This is a genomic window from Bacillus sp. RCC_6_1 (assembly GCF_041360755.1).
GTDB lineage: Bacteria > Bacillota > Bacilli > Bacillales > Bacillaceae_G > Bacillus_A > Bacillus_A cereus.
In genome coordinates this window covers 1-16,000 of record NZ_JBFUPV010000003.1, presented here as the reverse complement: position 1 = coordinate 16,000, position 16,000 = coordinate 1, and the positions used below count along the sequence as shown (strand labels likewise).

Below are 16,000 nucleotides of genomic sequence, written 5' to 3'. Positions count from 1 at the left end.
CCCTAGTTGATACACAAAAGGTGCATCCACTTTATCATGTATTGCTCGAGACTGCCGTTTCCTTGCGTCTTCAGGCTTTCACTATCCCTGAATCGCTTTTTATGCAAGTACTTATAAGTCCGTCATCGCTACTTATATTAATAATAATGAACATATTCTAACACGTTCTTTTTTAAATCTCAATAGAGGAACGCGTCTATCTATGATAGAGTCTCGCCTATTTTTTCATTATTTATTCCGTAATTTTGCTTAATATGCTTAATTGCTTCACGCTTACTTAATGGAGCGAGCTCATTGTTTTGCACGTATTCCCAAACTACATCCTGATTTGTTTTTGCATATTCACGAAGGACCCAGCCAATTGCTTTTTGAATGAAAAATTCTTTTGAAGAATGTAGTTGTCCAATAATCCAGAAAAGAAGTTCTTCATCCATCTTTTGTTTATATTTGAGTTGGAATAAAATAGTGGCACGTTGTAACCAAATGTTATCTGATGCAATCCATTTTGGGATATAGGCAGAAATCAATTCTGGATGTTGTAAAAAGATATTACCTAAAAATGTAGGTACGATGCTATCGACAGTGTCCCACCAAGATTTTGTTACAATCAATTCTTCTAAGAAGGGGATATGTGTTTCGTTTATATGCTTTTTATATTTTTGCATAATATCAAGTGCAGCCGCTTGGAATTCACGTTCTGGTAAGTCCCAAAGTTCACGTACGATAATTTGGAAGTCTCTTTTATCTGGGAGAGTATGTATTTGAATGATGTCTTTTAATAATTGGCGTCTTTCCGGTGTTTGAATACCTAGAAATGGGAAGTGATTTTTCATATAACGAGCCATGGGTTCTGCTTTTTCAAGATTTTGATGAGCTGTAAAATGCTCTTGTAATGCTTTTACAAATGGATGCATACGTGTTTCTCCTCTCTTATTCTCTTTCTTCTCTTATTATACAAAGAGTTTGGATAAATTTTAAAACATAACTTGCAATGTAATGAAATATGTTGAAAGTAGAGAGGAGAGGATAAGATGGAGGATCAAGGCGTACTAGCAGGTTTCTTTGCTCTTAGTTTTGCGTTTATTCTTGTTATATTGATTTGGGCAATTATTTCATATTTGTTAACGGCTTTTGCACTTTATTCGATGGCGAAAAATGATGGTGCAACGGACGGGGTGCTTGCGTTTATTCCGTTTTTGAATAGTAAGACGTGGGGGGACTTAGCGAAAGATAAATTACCAGATTTTTTGAAGGAAGAAGCAGGGTGGAAAGTATTCGGCATATATGTTGCATGTTTCATTTTTAATTTCGTACCAATTATAAGTTTACTAGCAACAGCTGTATCGATTGTATTGTCCATTTATCTTATCTACGCTATTTTAGACAGATACGGAACGAACTCTATATTATTTACGATTATTCATGTAATCACATTTTCGGTGTTCTTACCGATTCACTTATTTATTATTCGAAATGAACCGGTGAGATATAAAGAGTAGATTTTTCATTTTTGTTGATAAGTAGCTATAAGTAAAAAAGCGCCCTGATTATCAGAGCGCTTTTTCTACTACATAAGGTAGCGTAAATAAATATAAATGTGAGAAATGATTAATGAAACGATCATAATTGGGAAACCGACTTTTAGGAAGTCCATGTAACTAAATTTATGTCCTTCGCGGCTCGCGATACCTGCAACGATTACGTTAGCAGAAGCTCCGATTAATGTTCCGTTTCCGCCCAGACAAGCACCTAGTGCTAATGCCCACCATAATACATCGATTTGTGCGTCAGATGGTGATAAGCCTAGCCCAACTGCCATATCGTTAATAAGTGGAATCATTGTTGCGACGAATGGGATGTTATCAATTGTTGCAGAGGCGATACCAGATACCCATAAAATAAGGATGGATGCGTAAGAAATATCTCCGCCTGTTATACCAATTACTTTTTGAGCTAACATTTTGATAAGACCGATATCGATAAGTCCTCCAACAAGTACGAATAACCCTGCGAAGAAGAAGATTGTTACCCACTCTACGCTTGCAAATACTTCTTCAATTTCATGCTCTTTCACACCAATTAACATAAGTACAGTAGCACCAGTTAAGGCGATAATAGCGGCATCGATATGGAAAATAGAATGAGTCATGAAACCTACAATCGTAAGTCCAAGTACCGTTAAAGATTTTTTCATTAATACTGGGTCTTTAATGTATTGTTTTTCATCTAAGCTCATTAATTTTTTAACTTGTACAGGATCGGCAATTAATTGTTTGCGATACATGAAGTAAAGTATTATCGCTGTAACTGCAATAATAATAATTACAATAGGTGCTAGATTCAATAGGAAAGCATTGAAGTCTAAATGCTTATTTGCAGAACCAATCATAATGTTAGGTGGATCACCAATTAATGTTGCTGTTCCTCCAATGTTTGAAAAAATAATTTCAGAAAGTAAATAAGGAACAGGATTTACTTGCAGTATGCGCGTAATAGATAAAGTAACTGGAACAACAAGAAGTACAGTTGTAACGTTATCTAAAAATGCGGAGCCAAGCGCGGTAAGTAAGGAAAGTGAAATTAAAATTTTAATTGGATTTCCTTGTGCCCCTTTTGCTGCTTTAATGGCAACGTATTGGAAGACACCTGATTTACTCGTAATGTTCACCAAAATCATCATACCGATGAGTAGCGTAATCGTTCCCCATTCAATATGTTTCGTAAAGGCGTTATGTAAATCGACGACCCCCACAATTACCATGAGTGCTGCACCAAGAAGTGCGATGACAGCGCGATTAATTTTTTCAGAAATAATAATGGCATATGTAATTAAAAAGACTGCGATAGCAAAATAATACTGCCAGTTAGCGAGTTCTTGCGTTGTTTCGTGCAAAAATCTCATCTCCTTTCATTCACTTTTTCTTAGTGTGTCAAAAATGCTCTAGAAGAAACACACATAACGTCATTATAAAGTAGGAAAATGGCGGATGTAAATGAAAGGAGAGATTTTGTCATATTTTCTGCATAGGTCATTTTTTCTTATTTTTTAAAATATTTGTGGGCATTTGACATATATATAAGATACATCCAATCTGAATATTTAAAATGGAATTAGCATTCGAGCTTGTTCGTGTAGGAGTGTCAAATAGAAAGGAATGACAAAAATGATAAGGAAGGGATCGTATGGATGAACAACGATTTTTATTTTTAGACTTTGAGTTTACGATGCCCCAGCATAGAAAGAAACCGAAAGGATTTTTTCCAGAGATTATTGAGGTAGGACTCGTTTCAGTTGCTGGCTGTAAGGTAGAAGATACGTATTCATCACATGTTAGGCCGAAAACATTTCCCTCTTTAACGGATCGATGTAAGAAGTTTTTAGGAATAAAACAAGAAGTCGTGGATAAAGGGATTTCATTTCCTGAACTCGTTAAGAAGCTTTCAGAATACGAAACGAAATGTAAACCGACAATTGTAACGTGGGGAAATATGGATATGAAAGTGCTGAAGCATAATTGTGAAATGGCAGGGATAGCTTTTCCATTCTTCGGACAGTGTCGTGATTTATCGCTTGAGTATAAGAAGTTTTTTGGAGAAAGAAATCAAACAGGATTATGGAAAGCAATTGAGGCGTATGGAAAAGTAGGGACAGGGAAGCATCATTGTGCGCTTGATGATGCAATGACGACGTACAACATTTTTAAACTAGTAGAAAAAGATAAAGAGTATTTAGTAAAACCAGCACCTCCAACATTAGGAGAACTTGTTGATTTTTCAAAAGTGTTAAAGAAAGTGAGCACACAGTAACGACCAAATTGCACATTATGTAATTTGGTCGTTTTGTTTTTTAGAGTTTGTAGTCTTTCTTTAACTGTTCTAATGTTTCTAGACTACGCTCTGCAAAAGGTGAATCATCTTCAGAAAATGAATTCATTTGAGTTTCTAATGCTAATTTTAGTGAATCTGTATAATCCGGAATTTCTCCTTCATATTTCTTCACCATTTGTTCTGGAATGTTCGTTTGCTCACGAAAAGCTAAAGCACGTCTTTCGTGGAAAAATGGTACGTCAGCTTGTTTTACGTTATGTAAGTCACCTTGCACCGGATGTTTTAAAACAGCTAATACTTTTACGACGTAACTGCCAGGACGGCTATTTGTAACCTCGCCAATGTATTTTCCTGTTTTATAAATACCAGTAACGATTTCGCCAATTTCAAATGTTTCTCTCATATTTTTCACCTCAAGTTTATAGTAAGGAAAGTGAGGGAAGGAGTCAAAGAAATCATTCGCTTTCGGAACGACCCTTGAGAATATGGACCGGTTCAACTATAATTTAAAGTGATATAACAGAAAATTCTGATGTTTTTCGAATCCTATAATAAGGAGTGTTCCGTATGATGCCTTTATATTTTCCGGAAGATAAAACAGAATATATTATTCCGGGAATTGTTTGTGTTCTATTTATCATCGGTGCGATTGCTACGTGGCGTATGTTCATTCGTGTATCAAAACGAGAAGCAGAGCGATTACAGAAAGTTGAAGAAAAGCTGTTAGCTGAAAAGAAACAGTAACTCATTTTTGTATGTTTCCCTCTATGCTCGGACAATCTAAGGGCAGAATATATTTTGGAGGGAATAAAATGAAAAAACGGCTTTTTTTCAGTTGTTGTTTACTATTTCTGATGGCAGGTTGTGACCAAGGAAAGCCGAAAGAAATTGACGTGAAATTACATAATGCTTCAGGTGATGAAGTGGGGACTGCGAAAGTAACTCAGCAAACAAGCGGAGTGAAAATTAAGATTAAAGGGGAAGGTTTCACGCCAGGCCCGCACGCCATACATGTGCACGAAATTGGTGAGTGTAAAGCACCGCGTTTTGAATCATCTGGGAATCATTTTAACCCTGATAATAAAAAGCATGGACTGCTCAATCCGAAGGGTGCAGAAAACGGTGATTTACCGAACGTAATTGCAGACGGTTCTGGGAAAATTAAAGCAGAAATCGATGCGCCGCATATAACGCTCGAAGAAGGAAAAACGACGATTCATAGAAAAGATGGAGCGTCTATTATTATTACAGAAAACCCTGATGATGGTATGACACAACCGACAGGTAAATCAGGGGATCGAATTGCTTGTGGCGTAATTGTAAAAAAAGCATCGGATATGAAGAAAAAGTAAAAGCTACCGTGAATGGTAGCTTTCTTTGTGAAATGTAATTGAAAGTATATCAGCGATTATTGGAATATATCGACTGTAACTCAAATTATATCGGCGATTATTGGAATATATAGACCGTAACTTGAAATATATCAGCGATTATTGAAATATATCGACTTACCGACAAAATATGACAAAGGAGTCTGCCCCAAGAATGATTAGGGGCAGACTCCTTTCTTATTATGAAAACGTATGATGCAGTCTGTTTAAAATTTCTTCTAAAACAGATCGTGGACAGCCGATGTTAATTCGAATATGTTCTTCGCCACCTAACCCGTATTTCTCACCAGGTTCAACGATGATTTTTCCTTTTTCCTCAAGTAGTGCGGTACGCTCGTTTTGAGAAAGCTTTAGACGAGAACAATCAATCCATAATAAAAAGCTACCTTCTGGCTTCGTTACGGAAAGAGCAGGTATGTGAGTTTTAATATATTCATAAGCAAATTGAGCATTATCTTCTATATATAATCGAATTTCGTTTAGCCAATCATTACATTCTGTATAGGCACTTTGCATCGCTGTATAAGCGAAGATATTTAACCCGTGGAAGCCCTGTCTATACTGGATAGCAGTAAAGGCGTGACGGAGTTTTTCGTTTGGAATGATAATGATCGACGCTTGTAATCCAGCGATATTAAATGTTTTACTTGGAGCCATACAAGTAATCGTGCGAGCTGCTAATTCTTCAGATAAAGAAGCGAACGGTGTATGTGTATGGTCTGCATAAATGATATCGGAATGAATTTCATCCGCCACAACGATTACGTCATATTTAGTACATAACGATCCGAGCTGCACAAGTTCCTTTTTCGTCCAAACGCGTCCGATTGGGTTATGAGGGCTACAAAGAAGCATGAGTTTGATGCCTTGCTGAAACTGCTTTTCTAAATGCTTGAAGTCTATCACGTATGTATCATTTTGTTTCTGTAATGGACTCACGCATAACTGCCTGTTGTTTGTTGTGACCATTTCGAAAAATGGAGGATAAATAGGTGGTTGTACGAGAACAGATTCGTTTTCTTTGGTGAAAGCCTGTATGCTCGTACTAAGAGCTGGAACGATTCCGGCGCTAAAGACAATCCATTCTTTTTGAATATCCCAGTTGTATTGTTGTTTTGTCCAGTTACAAATAATATCTCCAATATTTTCGGGAGGAAGTGTATAGCCAAAAATCGGATGTTCGATTCGTTGTTTTAAGGCAGTTTGAATTGGTTTTGGTACTTCAAAATCCATATCAGCAATCCAAGCATGGATAAGTTCTTCGTTTTTATATGTATCCCATTTTATACTATGCGTTCCACGTCGATTGATTGCTTTATGAAATAGTTGCATAAGTTTGCTCCCTTCTTCTGTAAAACCAATAAGTTATGAAAGTTCTCTCTCTTCTTATAGAATAGCTGATGTGATAGGATAAAGAAAAGTATTAAAAAGTGAAAAGGCGGGAAGCGAATGGGTACATATGAAAAGATGATAGAGGTTGTGAAGAATTGGGATCCGTTTCAAATGGGACCGGAGTTTTATGAAACAGAAGCGAGCGATGTTGTGAGCGTCATAAGTGTGTTTGACGATCCAAAATATATCGCAAAGAAGATTCAACATATATACTTTATGTCTTTTGAGGAAGTACCTGCGCTTGAAAAATGTGAGAAATTAGCTGTGGAATTACTTGTAATAAAAGAAGGCGGAAGCTGTTCATTATAGGCTGTCGGGATTTCCGACAGCCTTTTTTATATTATCCCGCTATTTGCTGGGTAGTAAGACCTTCACCTCAAAATTTAGTGGAAGCAAAGAAGTTAGGTGGAGGCTGATTAGAGTTTCATTTTATTGCGCGGAAAAAGCGATAATTTCTTCATAAACATGTTCAGGCTTTTCTTCAGGTAGTAAATGTCCTGTATTTTCGTAAGAAATAAATTTTGAATTCGGTAAATCTTTGTGTAGACGATGACCTACATGTACAGGGACGACGCGGTCTTTTTCACCCCAAATGAGTAGGATAGGTGTTTCGATTTTTTGTAATTCAGTTGAAGATAAGTCACCTTCACGGTCTCGTATCATGCGAGTTAAAGCGGGAAATATACGGTCGTCATAAAAAGGAGCGGAGTAACCTTTTTTCATTTCATCGTCAATTAATGAGTGATCATGAACGACATTCATTAAGTTATGAACAATGCCGCGCCTTATAATCCAGTTCTTTACGTATAAATGAAAGAACGGTAAATAAGAAGAGTATAGTAAAGGTAAGGTTGCGCGAGCTAAATAGCTCGAGCTACATAGTAAAATCGTCTTTGAAATGAGTTCAGGACGTATACGGTTTACATAGAGAGAAATTTGCCCACCCATAGAATGCCCAACTAATACAATGTTTGAGAGAGATAAATGTTCAATTAAATCAATAATAATCGTTGCTAAATTGTGATAAGAATACTTAAACAGATGAGACTTATCACTTTTTCCGAACGGTGGTAAATCAAGAGCAATGACTGTTCCTTCCTTCGATAGTAAAGGAATGAGACGGCGGTAACTGAATGAGGAAGATAAAAAGCCGTGAACGAGTATGAAAGTAGGACGTTCTGTTTTATTATCATGTTCATACAATTCGTAATGAACAGTAGTGCCGCGAGTGGAAAAAGTGAAATAAGGACAAGTATATTTATGATTCATTTTTTGTCACTCCATTGATTTTTGTTCATATCATCTCCAAGGAAGAAGAAAATATGTTAACAAAAAAAGGCAAGATGACGATGTCATCTTGCCTTTCGTTTATTCAGCATTACCCGCGAACAATATTAGGCGGTGTTTTTCCTTGTAACCCTGCAACTAAATTTTCAGCGGCGGTCATGGCCATTTGCTGACGAGTTTTTAATGTTGCAGATCCGATATGTGGTAAAGTCACAACATTTTGTAATGATAAGAGTGGATTATCTTTTTGAATCGGCTCTTGTGTAAATGTATCGATACCTGCTGCAAAGATTTTCTTTTCTGTTAAAGCATGGATTAACGCTTTTTCATCTACTGTTTTGCCGCGAGAAGCATTAATGAAGATTGCTGTGTCTTTCATTAATGAAAATTCCTTTTCTCCGATAAGGTGATATGTTTCATCTGTTAATGGAGTAAGAAGAACAATAAAGTCAGACTGCTTCAGTAGCATCTGTAAATCACAATATGTAGCATCGAATTTTTGTTCAGCTTCTTCTTTACGACGGCGGTTATAGTAAAGAACATTCATATCAAATCCGAATTTTGCTCGTTTTGCAACGGCTTCTCCAATTCGGCCCATACCGATAATACCAATTGTGCTATGGTGTACATCTAGTCCGAAGTGTTCTTTTCCGATTTCAGCGTTCCATTCACCATTTTTCACGTAAGAATCGAGTTCGCAAACGCGGCGCCCAGCTGATAACATAAGGGCGAAAACGAGATCAGCTACTGTATCATCTAATACGTAGGGTGTATTCGTTCCGATAACATTTCGGTTTTTCATCGCTTGTAAATCAAAATTATCGTAACCGACAGAAATGTTGCTCACTACTTTTAAGTTAGGAGCTACTGTCAGTAATTCTTCATTAATAGCAGATCCGAAATTTAATAACCCATCTTTATCTTGTATTTTCTCTAATAGAACATCACGAGGTACTTTCTCATTTTGATCCCATTTTTCATAATCACAGTGTTCTGATAAATAGTTTTCTACAAATGTTGGAACTGGTTCAGCAATATAAACTTTTGGTTTCACGGTTCCATCCCCTTTCGCTTTATCCCGCATTTTTCCGCTGATTAAAGTTTCACTTTATTTTGACATAATTCAATAGAAAAATCTTCTTTTCAAACTTGAAAGGGTATTTGTATAATTTAGACACAAACGAAAAGGAAGGATGATTTATATGGTGACAGAAAAAGAATTAGAATTATTAGTTTGTCTTGAAAAGAGTAGTCGATTATCTGTAGATACATTAGCGAAGCTGTTAAATATAGAAGTAGAAGAAGTAAAGAAGATGGTTGCGAGATTAGAAAATGAAAAGATTATTGTGGATTATGTAACACATATCGATTGGACGAAAGTGAAAGAACATACAGGTTTAACGGCAATGATCGATGTGAAAGTTACGCCAAAGCACGGCGTTGGATTTGATGCGGTTGCTGAGCAAATTTATCGTTATTCAGAAGTGAAATCCGTTTATTTAATGTCAGGGACATATGATCTTTCTATTACATTAGAAGGGAAAACGATGGGGGAAGTAGCGATGTTTGTTTCTGAGAAATTAGCAACAATTGAATCTGTCGTTTCTACAACTACTCATTTCATTTTGAAGAAGTATAAACATGAGGGTGTTATTTATGAAAAAGACGATGATGATAAGCGAATTGTGGTGACACCATGAAGCAATTTGAACTATCTAGATCAGCAGAATCTTTAAAACCATCTGGTATTCGAAAATTTTTTGATTTAGCAGCAAATATGAAAGGTGTTATTTCCCTCGGGGTAGGAGAGCCAGATTTTGTTACCCCTTGGAATGTAAGGCAAGCATGTATTCGTTCTTTGCAACAAGGGTATACGTCATATACAGCAAATGCAGGATTATTAGAGCTCCGTCAAGAAATAGCAAAGTATCTAAAAAAACAATTTGCAGTATCTTATGACCCAAGTGATGAAATCATTGTTACAGTTGGAGCGAGCCAGGCGTTAGATGTAGCGATGCGCGCCATTATAAATCCTGATGATGAAGTGCTCATTATTGAACCAAGCTTCGTTTCTTATGCACCACTTGTGACATTAGCTGGAGGAGTTCCGGTTCCTGTGGCGACTACTTTAGAAAACGAGTTTAAAGTACTACCAGAACAAATTGAAGCAGTTATTACAGCGAAAACAAAGGCGATTTTGCTTTGTTCACCAAATAACCCGACAGGTGCAATGCTAAATAAATCCGAGCTTGAAGAAATAGCAGTGATTGTTGAGAAGTACAATCTAATTGTATTATCTGATGAAATTTATGCAGAGCTTGTATACGACGAAGTATATACAAGTTTCGCGAGTATTAAAAATATGCGTGAGCATACGATTTTAATTTCGGGATTTTCAAAAGGGTTTGCGATGACAGGATGGCGTCTCGGTATGATTGCAGCTCCTGTTCAATTTTCAGAATTAATGCTCAAAATCCATCAGTATTCAATGATGTGTGCACCGACGATGTCTCAGTTTGCAGCACTTGAGGCGTTACGCGCAGGGAACGATGAAGTGATTCGAATGAGAGATAGTTATAAGAAGCGTCGTAACTTCATGACGAAATCTTTCAATGAAATGGGCTTAACGTGTCATGTGCCAGGCGGAGCATTTTATGTTTTCCCTTCTATATCTTCAACAGGATTATCTTCAGCGGAATTTGCAGAACAGTTATTGCTGGAAGAAAAAGTGGCTGTTGTCCCTGGTAGCGTATTTGGCGAAAGTGGTGAAGGTTTTATTCGTTGTTCTTATGCAACATCGCTTGAACAACTTATGGAAGCAATGAAGAGAATGGAACGGTTTGTAGAGAATAAAAAAAGGACAAAACGTAATACGTTTTGTCCATAAAAGGGGGGGAATACTAGAAAGCCATGTGTTAGTAGTCTATCCCAATATTGGATAATTATACTTCTTTAAGGGAAATTTTTCATGAATTTTGAATGAGTTCTGTCATAGTGGTATAATTTACTAATATAAGGTATACGCATTCTAGATAACGTTATCTAGAATGCGTACTAACCAATCGGATATTTAAAATAAATATATCTGCTTTGCTCTCTATAATTGTAGAGAGAATGGTAAACGTATGGGAGTGTTTCATATGTCAGAACAATATACAACAGGAGTGGTTGTAACAGGGAAAGTGACTGGAATTCAAGATTACGGTGCGTTTGTAGCGTTAGATGCAGAAACACAAGGGCTTGTGCATATATCTGAAATTACAAATGGATATGTAAAGGATATTCATGACTTTTTAAAGGTCGGCGATACAGTAGAAGTAAAGGTACTTTCAATTGATGAAGAGCACAGAAAAATGAGTTTATCGTTAAAAGCGGCGAAAAGAAAACAAGGAAGGATTCTTATACCGAACCCATCTGAAAACGGATTTAATACGCTGCGAGAAAAGTTGGCAGAATGGATTGAAGAGTCCGAGTTAACAAAGTAAAAGAGGAACGCATATGAGCGTTCCTCTTTTACTTTATCTTATGATATATATTTGCAAATATGATTGCATGCAATCATATTCGTATGTCGGAGGTGAAAGGACATACTGATTATCGAATTTCGTTTGTTTCTGGGTGCGTACCAAGATTTTCAGATGGTTTAAACAGTAAACCAAGGTTGATAAGCCCAGATATACCAACGATGCCGTAAATAATACGTGCAAGAGCTGAATTTTGTCCACCGAAAATGGCTGCTACTAAGTCAAACTGGAAAAACCCGATTAGTCCCCAGTTCACAGCGCCAATTACAGTAAAGACTAATGCGATACGTTGTAAAGTACTCATGAAAAAGCCCCCCTTAATTGTGAAGCATGAGCAAGCGATGAGTTAATTAACTCTTTTATAGAATGGGGTAGTTATGTTGTTTTTATACATAAAAAATGTTTGAAAGAAGATGTATATACATCTATACCGAAAAATGCGAATTTTTATGCAAAAAATGAACTTTTTCTAAAAAATATATATTGGTTACGTTTACAATGTTTGAATCGCTTGATTTACAACTTCAGTTTCGCTAAAGTGAATACAGAAATACATATCCATAATTGGAGGGAAAAAGATGAGTACACATGTAACGTTCGACTATTCTAAAGCGTTATCCTTCATCGGTGAACATGAAATCACTTATTTACGTGATGCAGTGAAAGTAACACATCACGCAATCCACGAAAAAACTGGAGCTGGGAACGATTTCCTTGGGTGGGTAGACCTTCCGCTTCAATATGACAAAGAAGAATTTGCTCGCATTCAAAAATGCGCAGAAAAAATTAAAAATGACTCTGACATTTTACTTGTTGTAGGTATCGGTGGTTCTTACTTAGGAGCACGTGCAGCAATCGAAATGTTAAACCATTCTTTCTACAACACGCTTTCTAAAGAACAACGTAAAACTCCACAAGTGCTATTTGTTGGACAAAACATTAGCTCCACTTACATGAAAGATTTAATGGACGTATTAGAAGGTAAAGACTTCTCTATTAACGTTATTTCCAAATCAGGTACAACAACAGAGCCAGCACTAGCATTCCGTATCTTCCGTAAGTTATTAGAAGAAAAGTATGGAAAAGAAGAAGCTCGCAAACGTATTTATGCAACTACAGATAAAGCGCGTGGTGCATTAAAAACATTAGCTGATAACGAAGGTTACGAAACATTTGTTATTCCAGATGATGTTGGAGGTCGTTTCTCTGTATTAACGCCAGTTGGTTTATTACCAATCGCAGTAAGTGGCTTAAATATTGAAGAGATGATGAAAGGTGCAGCTGCTGGTCGTGATGACTTCGGAACATCAGAACTAGAAGAAAATCCAGCTTACCAATATGCAGTAGTTCGTAACGCTTTATACAATAAAGGAAAAACAATTGAAATGCTTGTTAACTATGAACCAGCACTTCAATACTTCGCTGAGTGGTGGAAACAGTTATTTGGTGAAAGTGAAGGAAAAGATCAAAAAGGTATTTTCCCATCTTCAGCAAACTTCTCAACTGATTTACACTCATTAGGTCAATACGTTCAAGAAGGTCGTCGTGACTTATTTGAAACAGTCCTTAAAGTAGGTAAATCTACACATGAACTAACAATCGAATCAGAAGAAAACGATTTAGACGGATTAAACTACCTTGCTGGTGAAACTGTAGACTTCGTAAACACAAAAGCATACGAAGGTACATTACTTGCACATAGCGACGGGGGAGTACCAAACTTAATCGTCAATATTCCTGAATTAAATGAGTACACATTCGGTTACCTTGTATACTTCTTCGAAAAAGCATGTGCGATGAGCGGCTACTTATTAGGCGTGAATCCATTTGACCAACCTGGAGTAGAAGCATATAAGAAAAACATGTTTGCTTTACTTGGTAAACCAGGATTTGAAGAATTAAAAGCAGAATTAGAAGAGCGTTTAAAATAATAAAAAGCGACCGGAATCCGGTCGCTTTTTATTATTTTATCGAAAAGTCTATCAGTATATTCAAACTAAAGTGGGTATGCTAAAGGAAAAGTCTAGGAGGGATGGGCTTGATTCCGATTCAATCAAATTTAGAAGGACGTACATATGCGTTATATAAGTTAGAAGAGATTATGAAACCACTTGGATATAGCATTGGTGGTAATTGGGATTATGATAAAGGATGCTTCGATTACAAAATCGATGAAGAAGATGGGTATCAATTTTTACGAGTTCCATTTACAGCCATTGATGGAGAACTAGATGTACCAGGCGTAATAGTTCGTCTTGGAACGCCGTATATTCTTTCGCACGTATATCAAGACGAACTAGATGATAATGTGAATACTTTAACAGCTGGAACAAGTGGAATGGATCAATTTGCTGAGCCGAAAGATCCAGATGGAGATGTGAAAAGAAAATATATCAATATTGGGAAAGTGCTCATGCAAGAATTAGAGCGTCATTTTACTAATGGTGAATAACAATGAGTATGTCGCTTTCAATGAGAACAAAGGAATGAACTGGATTAATCATATATTGTTCGTCGCGCTTTATACCTAGTAAGAGAATGTTTTGCTTTAAAAGAGTATAGCTACAATTGGCAAAAGTTTGTCCGGTGCAGGACGATGGAAGCTCCATCAGTTGTAATTTATTATCAGAGATTTCGTCGTAAAGTGAAAATAGTACACCTGAAATGGAAGGGAATAAAAGAGAAGCGGTAAATACATAGCTCGTTAATTTATTTCCTTCTATAATTTCTGACACGCCAGCTCTCGTTGCATTTTGTATTTGTTCAGAAGTAAGAAGTTCAGCGATGCAGTGAATGTTTGGGTTGAGCCCTTTTGCAGTTAAAATATTTAAAATGGACTGTGTATCCGCTAAGCTTTCGTTTTTTTCTTTATCAGCTGTTATTAATATGGTGTGTGCCGTTGCAATATTAGCCTTTAATAAAGTTTGATCGTGATGCGGACAACCTTTTATAAATTCTAAATGATGAAATGGTTTTGGGAGTAAAGAAAGTGTTTCATCAATTAAAACGATATCAAGGTTTGGTTGTAATACGTGCATTTGCTTTACAACATGTTTTGCGCGCTCATTCCAGCCAACGATAATCATATGACCGTTAGAAGTAGCGGCTTCTTCACCTTTAATTTTCATATATTGTTTATTAATCATTTCAGTAGCAAACAGCACCATATAATAAGAACAAAAGCCAGTTCCTAATAAAATAATACTTATACCTATTAGTTTTCCTATCGTCGTATGGGGAGCAAAGTCGCCATATCCAACTGTAAAAATGGTAACGATTGACCACCAAATTCCGTCAAACCATGTAGTGAAATGAAAAGGTTCTAATCTATGTATAAGAAAACCGGAAAAAGCAGTCAGTACAATAATAAAACAAATTAAACGAAAAATAATGGAATCACGAAATGTATCTACTAAATTCGGACGGGATTTCAATTGCCTATTCCTCCTTACTTTGTAGGACTACATTCATTGTTGCCATTATAGAAAAAAGAAAAACTCTCTAATTAAAGAGAGTTTGTTTTACGTTACATACTTTCCACTTCAGTTTGTTGGACACTTTCAAGATGCTGGAGAGCATAGTAAACATCAGCAGTATGTCTTTTTTGATCAATGGACAGTTTAAGATGTAAATAGTGAGAACCGTTTTCTAATGTTTTAAGCTTCATATTCTTAACTTTTATATCCATTTCTTTTATTTCTTCAATTACGATTGGGATATTGTCCATATTTCGTACAACAAGTTTCACAGCGATATCACGTTGACGAAATGATCTAGGGCCTACATATTTCATCGCGAGTGGTATAAGTTCGACACTAATCATAAGGAAACACATTCCGAATATCGCTTCAATATAGAATCCGGCCCCAACAGCAATACCAATACCAGAAGCACCCCAGATCATAGCGGCAGTCGTGAGCCCTGCAATGCTATCGTTGCCTCTTCTTAAAATTACGCCAGCACCTAAAAAACCAATTCCTGATACAATTTGAGCGGCAAGTCGAAGTGGATCCATATTCATATGATCGGTATGTGGTAAGTTATAAGCTGCTTTAATAGAAACAATCGTTAGGAGGCAACTAATAATAGAAATAACTAAACACGTTTTTAAACCAAGTGGTTTCCGTTTTAATTCGCGTTCTAAACCAATGGCAAATCCTAAAATAGCCGAGAGACCTAGTTTGATTAATAAATCGGTATAGTCCATATATATTCCTCCTTGTATGATATGCTATATGAATAAAACGCTTATTATAGAAAGAAACGTCTTTTGATAGAGTAACTTTATATAAAATATATGTAGGAATTGCTCATACATGAAAGAGATATTTCGTTTAAGTATATGATATAAAAAAAGAAATGTGGGCAGTTTTAAAAAAAGTTTATAAAAGGTGTTGCATTTCATTTTTCACCATGATATATTAATAACCGTCGCTGATGCGGAAACGCAGAAAACGACAAAAAAGAAATTGAAAAACTTAGTTGACATCGAAAAACGAAGATGTTAACATAAGGAAGTCGCAAATGAGCGACCAAGTAGTTCTTTGAAAACTGAACGAAACAAACAACGTGAAACGT

At 36.4% G+C, this 16,000-nt stretch carries 19 protein-coding genes; 10 read left to right on the top strand and 9 right to left on the bottom strand.

The window, feature by feature from the left end:
- Positions 1-200: 200 nt before the first annotated feature.
- A complete protein-coding gene (locus AB6801_RS12200) occupies positions 201-914 on the bottom strand; it encodes a DNA alkylation repair protein (RefSeq protein ID WP_000553303.1) in 714 nt (237 codons plus the stop codon).
- A gap of 117 nt (positions 915-1,031) precedes the next feature.
- Between AB6801_RS12200 and AB6801_RS12195 the strand changes: the two genes are divergently transcribed.
- Positions 1,032-1,499 carry a hypothetical protein gene (locus AB6801_RS12195; protein ID WP_000390061.1) on the top strand — a complete coding sequence of 156 codons (468 nt, stop codon included), beginning with the start codon at positions 1,032-1,034 and terminating at the stop codon, positions 1,497-1,499.
- Between the two features lie 68 nt (positions 1,500-1,567).
- Here the strand turns inward: AB6801_RS12195 and AB6801_RS12190 are convergent, their stop codons facing one another.
- Positions 1,568-2,893 (bottom strand): ArsB/NhaD family transporter, encoded by a 1,326-nt coding sequence (locus AB6801_RS12190; protein ID WP_000545231.1) that lies wholly within the window; start codon positions 2,891-2,893, stop codon positions 1,568-1,570.
- 290 nt (positions 2,894-3,183) lie between these two features.
- Between AB6801_RS12190 and kapD the strand changes: the two genes are divergently transcribed.
- Positions 3,184-3,807: a 3'-5' exonuclease KapD gene (gene kapD / locus AB6801_RS12185; RefSeq protein WP_000344358.1), complete on the top strand. Its 624-nt coding sequence runs from the start codon at positions 3,184-3,186 to the stop codon at positions 3,805-3,807.
- A gap of 40 nt (positions 3,808-3,847) precedes the next feature.
- On the opposite strand, the gene kapB is transcribed toward kapD, so the two are convergent.
- Entirely contained in the window at positions 3,848-4,231 is a 384-nt protein-coding gene (gene kapB, locus AB6801_RS12180; RefSeq protein ID WP_001209340.1) for a kinase-associated lipoprotein KapB, read from the bottom strand.
- 164 nt (positions 4,232-4,395) lie between these two features.
- Here kapB and AB6801_RS12175 point away from each other — a divergent pair, with 164 nt between their 5' ends.
- Together AB6801_RS12175 and sodC are read left to right on the top strand one after the other, a co-directional pair.
- Entirely contained in the window at positions 4,396-4,572 is a 177-nt protein-coding gene (locus AB6801_RS12175) for a hypothetical protein (protein ID WP_000982757.1), read from the top strand.
- 68 nt (positions 4,573-4,640) lie between these two features.
- Positions 4,641-5,180 carry a superoxide dismutase [Cu-Zn] gene (gene sodC / locus AB6801_RS12170; protein WP_097856212.1) on the top strand — a complete coding sequence of 180 codons (540 nt, stop codon included), beginning with the start codon at positions 4,641-4,643 and terminating at the stop codon, positions 5,178-5,180.
- A 219-nt stretch (positions 5,181-5,399) separates the two neighbouring features.
- On the opposite strand, the gene AB6801_RS12165 is transcribed toward sodC, so the two are convergent.
- Positions 5,400-6,551: a MalY/PatB family protein gene (locus AB6801_RS12165; protein WP_001175819.1), complete on the bottom strand. Its 1,152-nt coding sequence runs from the start codon at positions 6,549-6,551 to the stop codon at positions 5,400-5,402.
- Between the two features lie 117 nt (positions 6,552-6,668).
- Between AB6801_RS12165 and AB6801_RS12160 the strand changes: the two genes are divergently transcribed.
- On the top strand, positions 6,669-6,920 hold the full coding sequence (locus AB6801_RS12160; RefSeq protein WP_000537645.1) for a YugE family protein: 252 nt from the start codon (positions 6,669-6,671) through the stop codon (positions 6,918-6,920).
- A 120-nt stretch (positions 6,921-7,040) separates the two neighbouring features.
- On the opposite strand, the gene AB6801_RS12155 is transcribed toward AB6801_RS12160, so the two are convergent.
- Both AB6801_RS12155 and AB6801_RS12150 read right to left on the bottom strand, forming a co-directional pair.
- Positions 7,041-7,880 (bottom strand): alpha/beta fold hydrolase, encoded by an 840-nt coding sequence (locus AB6801_RS12155; protein ID WP_001015858.1) that lies wholly within the window; start codon positions 7,878-7,880, stop codon positions 7,041-7,043.
- 109 nt (positions 7,881-7,989) lie between these two features.
- Positions 7,990-8,982, bottom strand: coding sequence for a 2-hydroxyacid dehydrogenase (locus AB6801_RS12150; protein ID WP_097797008.1), 993 nt, complete (start codon positions 8,980-8,982; stop codon positions 7,990-7,992).
- A 118-nt stretch (positions 8,983-9,100) separates the two neighbouring features.
- On the opposite strand from AB6801_RS12150, the gene AB6801_RS12145 reads away from it, so the two are divergent.
- From AB6801_RS12145 to yugI, 3 genes are all read left to right on the top strand, one after another.
- Positions 9,101-9,598 (top strand): Lrp/AsnC family transcriptional regulator, encoded by a 498-nt coding sequence (locus tag AB6801_RS12145; protein WP_135238356.1) that lies wholly within the window; start codon positions 9,101-9,103, stop codon positions 9,596-9,598.
- Positions 9,595-10,785: an aminotransferase gene (locus tag AB6801_RS12140; RefSeq protein WP_016110870.1), complete on the top strand. Its 1,191-nt coding sequence runs from the start codon at positions 9,595-9,597 to the stop codon at positions 10,783-10,785. Before AB6801_RS12145 ends, AB6801_RS12140 begins: the two co-directional genes overlap by 4 nt.
- A gap of 253 nt (positions 10,786-11,038) precedes the next feature.
- Positions 11,039-11,383, top strand: coding sequence for a S1 domain-containing post-transcriptional regulator GSP13 (yugI, locus tag AB6801_RS12135; RefSeq protein ID WP_000003764.1), 345 nt, complete (start codon positions 11,039-11,041; stop codon positions 11,381-11,383).
- 109 nt (positions 11,384-11,492) lie between these two features.
- Here the strand turns inward: yugI and AB6801_RS12130 are convergent, their stop codons facing one another.
- Positions 11,493-11,726, bottom strand: coding sequence for a DUF378 domain-containing protein (locus tag AB6801_RS12130; RefSeq protein WP_000105788.1), 234 nt, complete (start codon positions 11,724-11,726; stop codon positions 11,493-11,495).
- Positions 11,727-12,000: 274 nt separating this feature from the next.
- Here AB6801_RS12130 and AB6801_RS12125 point away from each other — a divergent pair, with 274 nt between their 5' ends.
- Together AB6801_RS12125 and AB6801_RS12120 are read left to right on the top strand one after the other, a co-directional pair.
- Positions 12,001-13,353, top strand: coding sequence for a glucose-6-phosphate isomerase (locus AB6801_RS12125; RefSeq protein WP_000103658.1), 1,353 nt, complete (start codon positions 12,001-12,003; stop codon positions 13,351-13,353).
- A 107-nt stretch (positions 13,354-13,460) separates the two neighbouring features.
- Positions 13,461-13,874 carry a YugN-like family protein gene (locus AB6801_RS12120; protein WP_000612334.1) on the top strand — a complete coding sequence of 138 codons (414 nt, stop codon included), beginning with the start codon at positions 13,461-13,463 and terminating at the stop codon, positions 13,872-13,874.
- On the opposite strand, the gene AB6801_RS12115 is transcribed toward AB6801_RS12120, so the two are convergent.
- Positions 13,861-14,856 (bottom strand): potassium channel family protein, encoded by a 996-nt coding sequence (locus AB6801_RS12115; protein ID WP_000842320.1) that lies wholly within the window; start codon positions 14,854-14,856, stop codon positions 13,861-13,863. The two genes, AB6801_RS12120 and AB6801_RS12115, sit on opposite strands and share 14 nt — an antisense overlap.
- Before the next feature lie 92 nt (positions 14,857-14,948).
- Complete coding sequence (locus tag AB6801_RS12110; RefSeq protein ID WP_000386676.1) at positions 14,949-15,629, bottom strand: MgtC/SapB family protein; 681 nt, start codon at positions 15,627-15,629, stop codon at positions 14,949-14,951.
- Positions 15,630-16,000 lie beyond the last annotated feature (371 nt).